Source organism: Paracoccus lichenicola, assembly GCF_009708075.1.
Taxonomy (GTDB): domain Bacteria; phylum Pseudomonadota; class Alphaproteobacteria; order Rhodobacterales; family Rhodobacteraceae; genus Paracoccus; species Paracoccus lichenicola.
The window spans coordinates 19,658-28,003 of sequence record NZ_WMBT01000021.1 but is presented as its reverse complement, the minus strand read 5'-3'; the positions used below and the strand labels follow the sequence as shown (position 1 = coordinate 28,003).

The window sequence follows — 8,346 nt, the reverse complement described above, 5'->3', positions numbered from 1 at the left end:
CGCACAAGATGACGAGCAGAACAAACGGACCGAGTTCCCTGCAATTCCTCCGGGTTTTCACACGGTCTGAACTGGTTTGCGGACAACTGGCGTATTCCGAGACGCCGATGCTGCAAATCCGGTTTAAGCGTTCATGAAGATCGCTATGCCGTTCCAACCTCGGCTATCATCCCTGTCCGGCTTCCGGCTCAGTCCTGATCCAGATTGCAAACCGGACGGAGAGTGGATCACGGTGAATCCGTCATCCGGCAGCATGAGATGCGCAAACCCGCCTTCAAGGACATCGCGGCACAGGCAGGTGTCGGGACTGCAACGGTCGAGCGGGTTCTGAACATCAGCATCATCACCGGATCACGGGCCGCGGCGGGGATCATGTGGGCATCGACAACCAAGCCGCTGCGGTTCCGGTCCTTGGCGGCATTCCTGCGCCGCTTGCGGCGGAACTTACCCTCGCATTCCCTGCGTTGAAGGCGGGACAAGGCAGGCCATGCCGGCAACCGCGCAGGCATCCTGTCGATCTGCAAGGAGGCGCGGCCATTTGCGCTATGACCACATCGCCCGCTGTCCACACCTGCCATTGCCGGCCACTCCGGCCGCGCTTGAAGTCGCAATCGGCATCCTGTTCGTCAACGGAGCCGTTGCCTGTTGGCTTCTGCTTCTGGGCCGCGGCGTCCTGCCGGATGCGGTGCCTTTGCAATGGTGGAGCGCAAGCACCCTGCGCGTGGACAATTCGCAGCATTTCGCGGATTTCTATTCCGCACTGCACGCCGTCTGGGGGGCTGCGCTTTGCTTTGTGTCGCGTGCGATCCGGCCGGAAGCCACGCTTCACCGGCGCTTCCTTGTGGCCATTGGATGCAGCGGCGTTTGGGAGGTGGTCGAGAATACGCCTTTCGTCATCTCGCTCTTCAACGATCCGGCCGGCCTGGATGTCTATCGCGGCGACAGCATCATCAACGCGCTGAGCGACAGCGCATTCGTTGCCCTTGGCTTCCTTGCGGCCCACAAGCGGGCGCGATGGATCGTCATCGTGGCCGGCGTATCCACCGAAGCCGCCATGGCTCTCATGATCCACGACGGCTTCGTGCTCGGCACCGCTCGGGCGCTCTTGCCCTGAGCGGCCGCGGATGGACCGGAAACCCGCGCACCGTCGCCACAAGCGGGCGGGCACGACCGCGCCGGCCACGAAGCATGGACTGGAAACCGTCGCCGCGTCGTCCTAGAGTGTTGCAAGCGATACACGAGCAAGGAGCCGGGGTTTGTCCCAGACACTGCAACGCTTCCTTTCTTCCAGCCTTGTGGGCGTCACGCTGGCCGTTGGCGTGATCTGCGCCTGGATCGGCCTGCACGTTTTCGCCGTATGGCATCTGGACGCGGCAGGTTCGCCGCTGCTGGCCGTGGTCTGCCTGATCGGACTGACATGGCTGTCCGTCGGGCTGTTCATCGTCGCCCATGACGCGATGCACGGCGCGATCCTGCCCGGAAGGCCGCGGGTCAACGCGGTGATCGGGGGCCTGGCCCTGCTGCTTTTTGCCGGGTTTTCCTGGCGCAAGCTGATCGTCAAGCACATGGCCCATCACCGCCACGCCGGGACCGACGACGATCCCGACTTCAGCCGTGGCGGGCCGGTCGCGTGGTATGTCGCGTTCGTGCGCACCTATTTCGGCTGGCGCGAGTTCTGGGTGCTTGGCGGATCGGTGATCGTTTACGCGCTGATCCTCGGCCCGCGCTGGCCCTATGTGGCGTTCTGGGCGGTGCCCTCGATCCTCGCCTCCATGCAGCTTTTCGTCTTCGGCACCTGGCTGCCGCACCGTCCGGGCCAGGACGCCTTTCCCGACCGGCACAACGCCCGGTCCACGCGGATCCACGATTCGCTGTCGCTGCTGACATGCTTCCATTTCGGCGGCTATCACCACGAACACCATCTGCACCCGTCGGTGCCGTGGTGGCGGCTGCCCTCGACCCGGCAAGGGGGCAAGGCATGAGCGTGCTGGTGCCGGTCCTGATCGTCGTCCTGACCGTCGTGGCCATGGAGGGGATCGCCTATTCCGTCCATCGCTGGATCATGCACGGTCCGCTGGGTTGGGGGTGGCACAAGTCGCACCACGAGGACAGCCACGGCGTGTTCGAGAAGAACGACCTTTACGCCCTGGTCTTCGCTGTGGTGTCGATCCTGCTCTTCGCGGTGGGCAGCGCGTGGTGGCCCTGGCTGTGGTGGGTCGCCGTCGGGGCGAGCGTCTATGGCGTGATCTACTTCGTCGTCCACGACGGTCTGGTTCACCAGCGCTGGCCCTTCCGCTATGTCCCCCGGCGCGGCTATTTCCGCAGGCTCTACCAGGCGCACCGGCTGCATCACGCGGTCGAGGGTCGGGACGATTGCGTGTCCTTCGGCTTTGTCTACGCCCCGCCGGTCGAGGATCTCAAGGCGCGGCTCAAGGCCTCGGGCGTTCTGGCGCAACGCCAGTCCCGGCACCGCGACGCCTGGCGCGCCGATCGCGTCGAGGACTAGGCGCTGTCCGCATTCAGGGATTCCGTCCGGTTCGGATCCCTGATCCGCGGACGCCAAAGGAGGCCAGTCCAGGGCGAACGGATTTGTCGATGCGATTTTTAAATGGCAGCCAAGGCGCCCGCTTCGCCGTTTCATTGCAGACAGCCTTGGGACCACCGCGCGGCGCCATTGATCCGGCAGGTTGGGGCCGATGATTGCAGCCCGTCTTGCCGACAGCCACGGGACCATGGCGAAAACGCCTGTCTTCCCGGTCATGGCCTTCGGGATGGCGCGTGGACCGCACAATCGTCAGTCGGGGACGAAGCGGCCCGTTCTTCCCCCACAGCCGCAGCCTTTCCACCCTGGCGGACGACAGCACATCCACAGGGTCAAGATCCTTGCGCAGCGCATCGCCCGTTACAGCCCGTATTGCTCGCGCGCGTAATCGCCCAGGCCTACGGCATCCAGCCTTGCCAGCGGCGCCAGGAAGGTCACCTGGATCACGCCGGGGGCGCGCCCGATCTCGATCGCGCCGTTGATGGTGGCGCGGTTGCGCACCTCGGGGACAGACATGCCCAGCAGGGTCGCGGCGCGTTCCAACCCGTTCTCGATGGCGGCGTTCAGGTTGGGGGCCGTGCCGATGACGCTGATCGGGGCCAGCGGCTCGATGTCCCCCACCCCCCATTTCGCGGCAAGGCGCTGGCCCTTGGCGACCTCGGCCGCCGTGAAGGGCCGCGCGAGCGGCGGAAGATCCTCTGCAAGCGGGAACAGGACCGGGCCGTCGATGGGATAATCCTTCACCACCTCGACCTGCAGGGTCACGCTGCCTGCCACGTCCATCGTGTGCCCGGCGATCTCTCCGTCGCCCTGGCCCGCGTGCATGTCGCCCATATAGACACCCGCGCCCGGCACCTTGACCGGGCAGACGATGATCGCGCCCGCGCGCACCGCGTCGATGTCCATGTGGCCGTCCGTCTTGTGCCGGGCCAGATCCTCGGCGCTGATGGCGTAATCATGGGGCGCGCCGACCAGGAAGGCGCCGAAATCGCCCGCGTTGTGGCTGTCGGGCATCGCCACCGAAGGACATGTGCCAAGCTGGCCCAGGAAGGGCCGCATCCGCACCAGCGTGCCCGGCATGTCGGACGGCGCATAGGTCAGGATCGAATGCTGGCGGCTGCCGTCGGGCAGGGCCGCGTAATGGTCGGCGTTCCGGGCGATCGTCTCGGCGGCCCCGGCGGGCAGGGTCAGGCCGACGCTGCGGGTGTCGTCGAAGGTGACGGTATAGCCGTGGACGATGCGGAAGGGCGTGACCGGATTGCCGCAGCGGTCGCATTTCACCGCGTCGGGGCCGATCCCCTCGACATGGGTTTCGGGCCAGACGGTGTCGCAGACCGGGCAGCGCGCGGCGACATAGGGATCGCCCAGGCAGAACCCCTCGGGCGAGGTGTCGTGCCCCGAGGCCGTGGCGGTCGAGGTCACGGTGATGTCGCGGATGCGGATCGCCACCCCGTCGCCCACCTGCGCGCCATTCACATGAACAGGCGTGGTGACCTCGTGCCCGCCGCGCAGGCGGGGCGTGATCATCGGGCCCCAGCAGCCGGGCGCGGTATTGGCGATGATGGTGCCGCCGTTCTCGACCGGGCCAAGCATGGCTGCTGCGGGGTCGAGGACACTGTTGGTGAATTCGGTGACGACGACGCTGCGACGCGACGGCGCGATGCTGCCATCCGGCATGGAAACCCCCAATGTTCACTGTGAAGACGCGATCCAGGTTAGCGGCCCGGATCGCATAAGCAAGCCCGGCGAAGGTCCGGGACCCGGGCGCGGCGGCTCTGGCCATTCTTTCCGAAGTCCCGCGGCAGGCCGAGGGTCGATGACCGGCGGGTGCCGAGTGGATTATCCTCATTCAACGCAATGGGTTGATGGGGAAGCACGCGCGCGTGGCCCATGGCCCGCCCGCTGGAAGCGGTGGAGCCGGATGATCGGCATGTGACGCCGGAGGACATCCCCGACGTGCAGGGTAATGCGATGGCTTCATCGCCTGGTGCGATCATAATGCCCACGACAGCTTCATCACATCGGCAGGCAGGGGATGCCGGCACACCGGACCTGACATGGCCGTTCGACCCGCAGGCCACCAGAAGGGAGGATGAAAGGCGCCGGACAGCCCTAGGAATGTCCCCAGATCACCGCCGTTTCATGGCGCTTGATCGCGTGGCGCAAGCTGTCGAAGGCGGCGATGACATGGCTTGCAAAGCGGTCCGAGGCCGGATTGCGCAGGCCCCCCGCGCGGCGCATGATCCCCAGCGATCGGTTGGGCTGCGGGATCTGGTAAGGCAGGACGGTGACATGGCCGCCGTCGCGAAGCGCAAAGACCACCGAAAAGGGCAGGACGGCCAGGGCGTCGGTCTCGGCCAGGACATTCACCACGCTCAGGAGCGAGCCGCCGGAATAGCGGATGTTGAGGTCCGACATGCCGATGCTCATCAGGATCATCTGCAGATCCGACATCAGCGGCGATCCGGGCAGGGGCGCGACCCAGGGGTAGGCCGTCAGATCCCCGGCCTCGACCGGGCGCTTGCGCATCAGCGGGTGTGACGGCCGGCAGGCCACGACATTGCGGCCGGGCAGGATCTCGGTGAACTCGAACCCGGGACCCGAGGACACCTCTCCGATGGCAACGATCCCCAGGTCGATCTGGTCGCCTTCCAGCGCGGCCGTCACCTCGGGCAGGTTCATGTAGCTTTGCTGGATGGTGATCTCTGGCTCGCGGCATTGGAACGCGCCGATCATGCGGCTGATCATCGCGTCCATGAAGAAGGGCACGCCGCCCACCCGGACCAGGCCCTTGCTGCCCTTGACGAAGCCCTGCACGGCATCCGAGGCCTGCCGGGAGGCGGCAAGGATGACCCGGCCCTGCGCGGCCAGTTGCGCCGCAAGCGGGGTGGCCTGCAGGGGACGGCGGCCCTTGACGAACAGCGGCTCGCCTATCCGCGCTTCCAGCATGGACAGAGAGCGGCTGACGGCCGGCTGGGTCAGGCCCAGCAGGGCCGCGCCCTCGGACACGCCGCCGGCATCCAGGACCGCGGCAAGCTGCATGAGGTGGCGTTCGTTCAGGCGCATAACAAACTGCTATATTGCCGGGCGCAAAACTCAAGCCGTTTGTGCTAGGGCCGTGCTACCAAACCGTCATGGGGGAGGGGAGGCCCCGCCGGAATGGACGACTGCCGAGAGGCGTCACGGGATCCCGGGCCGAACGGGATCGGGCAGGATCTGCAACGCCGGCTGACGGCGGCTGCCCCGTCACGGCTGGGCGCGTCGGTGGCGCTGATCGCGCGTCAACTGCACCTGCTGGTCGCCGAACTGCATCCGACCGCCGGCGAATTCCGCCAGGCCCTGGGCTTCTTGACCGATGTCGGGCATCAAACCGACCACAGGCGCCAGGAATGGGTGCTGCTGGCGGATGTGCTGGGCGTGTCGGCCCTGGTCGAGGAGATGAACGCCCATCGGCCGCAGGGCGCGACCCCGAACACGGTGACGGGACCGTTCTACCGCGCGGATGCGCCTGAACTGCCCCTGGGTTGCGATCTGTCGCGCGACGGCAAGGGCGAACGGCTGCGGGTTTCGGGCCAGGTCACGGACATCGGGGGCCGCGGATTGCCGGGCGCCGTGATCGAGGTCTGGCACGCCAATGCCGCCGGGGTTTACGAAAACCAGCAGCCCGATGGCCAGCCCGAATTCAACCTGCGCGGCAAGCTTCGGGCCGACGGGAAGGGGCGGTTCGACTTTCTGTCGGTCAAGCCCGGGGGCTATGCTCTGCCCTCGGACGGGCCGGTCGGGCGGCTGATGGCGGCCCTTGGCTGCCCGCTGGAGCGTCCGGCGCATATCCATTTCCGCGTCACCGCCCCCGGCCACCAGACCCTGACCACGCATATCTTCGACCGGGCGGACCCCGCCATCGGCCGGGACGCGATCTTCGGCGTCAAGCCCGCGCTTCTGGCGGATTTCCGGGCGATACGGACCGGAACCGGAACGCGCGAGCATCTGCTTGATCTGAAACTTGCCCTGTGCCCGCTGCGGCAGACCGAGGGCTGACACACTGGAGGAAAAGACATGAACCCTGTCAGCGGATTTCACCACCTGACACTGTCCACCGACGGCGCGCAGGAGGATTTCGACTTCTACACCAAGACGCTGGGCCTGCATTCGGTCAAGCGCACCGTGCTGTTCGACGGGGTGATCCCGGTTTATCACCTTTACTACGGCTCGCCCCAGGGCGATGCCTCGACCATCATCACCACGTTCCCGTTTCGCAAGCCCGGCGTTTACGGGCGGCGCGGCACCAACCAGTCGCGCACCATCATGCAGTCGATCCCCAAGGGGGCTGCGGAGTTCTGGGTGGACCGGCTGAACGCGGCCGGGATTCCCGCGGCGAAGATCACCCGCTTTGGCGCCGACCGCGTGGTCCTGGCCCATCCCTGCGGCATCCCGCATGAACTGGTCGAAAGCGACGGTGACCCGCGCGAACCCATCGTCAACGAGGCCCGGGGCATCACCCGCGCCCATGGCATCAAGGGCATCTACGGCGCCTCGGTCGCGGTGATGGACCGGACCGCGATGGACGATTTCCTAACCATTGCCCTGCCTTTGGAAAAGGAAGCCGACAGCGACGAGGGGCTGGTCTTCCGGGTTCCCGACGCAAGCGGCGTCGTGCAGCGGGTCGAGGTGATCGTGGACCGCGACAGCAACCAGGGCACCTGGACGCTGGCAGGCGGCACCATCCACCACCTGGCGCTGAACACCGGCGACGAGGAAAACCAGATGACGCTGCGCGCCCATATCGAGGGGTTGGGCTTTACGGACATTTCCGAACAGAAGGACCGCAACTACTTCAAGTCCTGCTATGTCCGCAGCCCGGGCGGCGCGCTGTTCGAGCTTGCCTGGACCACGCCCCAGGGTTGGGCGCGCGACGAGGCGCCGGACCGGATCGGCAAGACGCTGGTCTTCCCGCCCTGGTTCAAGGACCGCGAGGACGAGTTGCGCGCCGGGCTTGAGGAAGCGGACTTCGCATGACGGCGGTGCTGGACGTGCTGCGCTGCGGTGCGGATCTGCCGGTGGCAAGGGCGCTTTGCGTCCTTGTCCACGGCCGGGGCCAGTCGCCCGAGGAGATGCAGTCGCATGTGCTGGCACGGCTGGAGGCGCCAGGGGTCGCCTTTCTGCTGCCGCGCGCGCCGGGGGCAAGCTGGTATGCCGCCCGGGCAGTCGATCCGCTGACGCCGGACACCCGCGCGGCCTTGGCGGACGGGCTGGCGGGACTGCACCGCCTGATCGGGGACGCCCGCGCCGCCGCACCCGGCCTGCCGCTTTTGCTGGCGGGATTTTCGCAAGGCGCCTGCCTGTCGCTGGAATACGCGCTGGCGGGCCGGGCCGCGCCGGATGCGCTGGCGGCGCTGACCGGCTGCCGGGTCGGCGTGGCGGGCGATGCGCGCCCTGAAAACCTTGGGGCGGGGCTGCCGGTCTATCTGACCGGCTCGGACGCCGACCCGTGGATCCCGGTCGAGGCCTTTGCCGAAGCCGCGCTGGTGCTGGGCCGGTCCCGGGCCGCGCTGCGCACCGACCTGTTCCCGGCTCGCGCGCATGAGGTCTCGGACGCCGAAATCGCGATGCTGGCGGCGATGCTGGACGACATGGCGGCGGGCCGCCCCCCACGAATGGCAGCGGCACGGTAACGGGTCGGGCGGTTCATAACGCCCGGTTATGCTGGACGGACGATATCCTAAGCAAAAGGGGTCCGGTTCCGTCCATGCTGGTGCAGGGGAGGAGGCGCGGGCGGGAACGCCACTGCGCCATGGTTCATCAGG

The 8,346-nt window shown here is 67.1% G+C and carries 9 protein-coding genes and 1 pseudogene; 7 read left to right on the top strand and 3 right to left on the bottom strand.

What is annotated here, in order from left to right; genetic code table 11:
* Window positions 1-227: 227 nt before the first annotated feature.
* Entirely contained in the window at window positions 228-524 is a 297-nt protein-coding gene (locus tag GIY56_RS18655; RefSeq protein WP_230312604.1) for a hypothetical protein, read from the bottom strand.
* A gap of 14 nt (window positions 525-538) precedes the next feature.
* Here GIY56_RS18655 and GIY56_RS16925 point away from each other — a divergent pair, with 14 nt between their 5' ends.
* From GIY56_RS16925 to GIY56_RS16915, 3 genes are all read left to right on the top strand, one after another.
* The gene (locus GIY56_RS16925; protein WP_196053681.1) at window positions 539-1,114 is read left to right on the top strand and encodes a DUF2585 family protein; all 576 of its coding nucleotides are present in this window, start codon (window positions 539-541) and stop codon (window positions 1,112-1,114) included.
* A gap of 142 nt (window positions 1,115-1,256) precedes the next feature.
* Window positions 1,257-1,982, top strand: coding sequence for a fatty acid desaturase (locus GIY56_RS16920; RefSeq protein ID WP_230312603.1), 726 nt, complete (start codon window positions 1,257-1,259; stop codon window positions 1,980-1,982).
* Window positions 1,979-2,506: a sterol desaturase family protein gene (locus tag GIY56_RS16915; protein WP_154766043.1), complete on the top strand. Its 528-nt coding sequence runs from the start codon at window positions 1,979-1,981 to the stop codon at window positions 2,504-2,506. The genes GIY56_RS16920 and GIY56_RS16915 overlap by 4 nt, the downstream gene beginning before the upstream one ends.
* Window positions 2,507-2,902: 396 nt before the next feature.
* Here the strand turns inward: GIY56_RS16915 and GIY56_RS16910 are convergent, their stop codons facing one another.
* The gene (locus GIY56_RS16910; protein ID WP_154766042.1) at window positions 2,903-4,219 is read right to left on the bottom strand and encodes an acetamidase/formamidase family protein; all 1,317 of its coding nucleotides are present in this window, start codon (window positions 4,217-4,219) and stop codon (window positions 2,903-2,905) included.
* Window positions 4,220-4,312: 93 nt separating this feature from the next.
* On the opposite strand from GIY56_RS16910, the pseudogene GIY56_RS18965 reads away from it, so the two are divergent.
* Window positions 4,313-4,460 (top strand): annotated as a pseudogene (locus tag GIY56_RS18965) (IS5/IS1182 family transposase); the annotation flags it as partial.
* 194 nt (window positions 4,461-4,654) lie between these two features.
* Here GIY56_RS18965 and GIY56_RS16900 read toward each other — a convergent pair.
* Window positions 4,655-5,608, bottom strand: coding sequence for a LysR family transcriptional regulator (locus GIY56_RS16900; protein WP_154766041.1), 954 nt, complete (start codon window positions 5,606-5,608; stop codon window positions 4,655-4,657).
* A gap of 93 nt (window positions 5,609-5,701) precedes the next feature.
* Between GIY56_RS16900 and GIY56_RS16895 the strand changes: the two genes are divergently transcribed.
* From GIY56_RS16895 to GIY56_RS16885, 3 genes are read left to right on the top strand one after another with little or no spacing between them, the layout of a single operon-like run.
* On the top strand, window positions 5,702-6,580 hold the full coding sequence (locus GIY56_RS16895; RefSeq protein WP_154766040.1) for a dioxygenase family protein: 879 nt from the start codon (window positions 5,702-5,704) through the stop codon (window positions 6,578-6,580).
* An 18-nt stretch (window positions 6,581-6,598) separates the two neighbouring features.
* A complete protein-coding gene (locus GIY56_RS16890) occupies window positions 6,599-7,558 on the top strand; it encodes a VOC family protein (RefSeq protein WP_154766039.1) in 960 nt (319 codons plus the stop codon).
* Window positions 7,555-8,214: an alpha/beta hydrolase gene (locus GIY56_RS16885; RefSeq protein ID WP_154766038.1), complete on the top strand. Its 660-nt coding sequence runs from the start codon at window positions 7,555-7,557 to the stop codon at window positions 8,212-8,214. Before GIY56_RS16890 ends, GIY56_RS16885 begins: the two co-directional genes overlap by 4 nt.
* The last annotated feature ends 132 nt before the right edge of the window (window positions 8,215-8,346 follow it).

What these genes read in the sequence shown, in the direction of transcription:
- GIY56_RS16915 (WP_154766043.1), top strand. Translation starts at nt 1,979, where the DNA reads ATGAGCGTGCTGGTGCCGGTCCTGATCGTCGTCCTGACCGTCGTGGCC.
- GIY56_RS16910 (WP_154766042.1), bottom strand. Translation starts at nt 4,219, where the DNA reads ATGCCGGATGGCAGCATCGCGCCGTCGCGTCGCAGCGTCGTCGTCACC.
- GIY56_RS16900 (WP_154766041.1), bottom strand. Translation starts at nt 5,608, where the DNA reads ATGCGCCTGAACGAACGCCACCTCATGCAGCTTGCCGCGGTCCTGGAT.
- GIY56_RS16895 (WP_154766040.1), top strand. Translation starts at nt 5,702, where the DNA reads ATGGACGACTGCCGAGAGGCGTCACGGGATCCCGGGCCGAACGGGATC.
- GIY56_RS16890 (WP_154766039.1), top strand. Translation starts at nt 6,599, where the DNA reads ATGAACCCTGTCAGCGGATTTCACCACCTGACACTGTCCACCGACGGC.
- GIY56_RS16885 (WP_154766038.1), top strand. Translation starts at nt 7,555, where the DNA reads ATGACGGCGGTGCTGGACGTGCTGCGCTGCGGTGCGGATCTGCCGGTG.